The organism is Streptosporangium carneum, assembly GCF_027922005.1.
Taxonomy (GTDB): domain Bacteria; phylum Actinomycetota; class Actinomycetes; order Streptosporangiales; family Streptosporangiaceae; genus Streptosporangium; species Streptosporangium carneum.
Genome location: NZ_BSEV01000159.1, coordinates 1 through 534, shown reverse-complemented (window position 1 = coordinate 534; position 534 = coordinate 1). Strand labels below are relative to the sequence as shown.

The following is a 534-nucleotide window of genomic DNA, read 5'->3' as shown; positions in this document are numbered from 1 at the left end:
CTGGCTGATGATCCTGGGCGCCTCGGCCTCGTCGATGATGGGCTATGGCGTCTTCTTCTGGCTGCCCTCCTTCTTTGCGCGCAGCTTCCAGCTGTCGCTGACCGAGACGGGCTGGCTGTTCGGCGGCGTGCTGTTCGTGGCCGGCAGCCTGGGCATCTTCCTGGGCGGCGTGATGGGTGACTGGATGGGCAAGCGCAAGCGCTCGGCCTTCGCCACGGTTCCCGCCGTCGCCTTCCTGCTGTGCGCGCCGCTCTACTGGGCCGGCGTGATGTCGCCGTCCGCGACGATGGCGGTCGCCCTGCTGTTCATCCCGACGGCGCTGGGCCTGGCCTGGCTGGGACCGGTTCTCTCGGCCTTCCAGCACCTGGTGCCGCCGCACATGCGCACCAGCGCCTCGTCGGTCTTCCTGCTGATCAACAATCTTCTGGGTATTGGCGGGGGCGTCTACGTGCTGGGCCGGTTGTCGACCGCGCTGCAGCCGACCTTCGGTGACGGTTCGCTGCGCATTTCCATCCTGATCGGAGCCAGCCTCTA

At 67.4% G+C, this 534-nt stretch carries 1 protein-coding gene; it reads left to right on the top strand.

Translation table 11 applies throughout. The features are described from left to right. On the top strand, positions 1-534 hold a 534-nt coding region (locus PKF00_RS45070; RefSeq protein WP_271223803.1), incomplete at both ends, for an MFS transporter.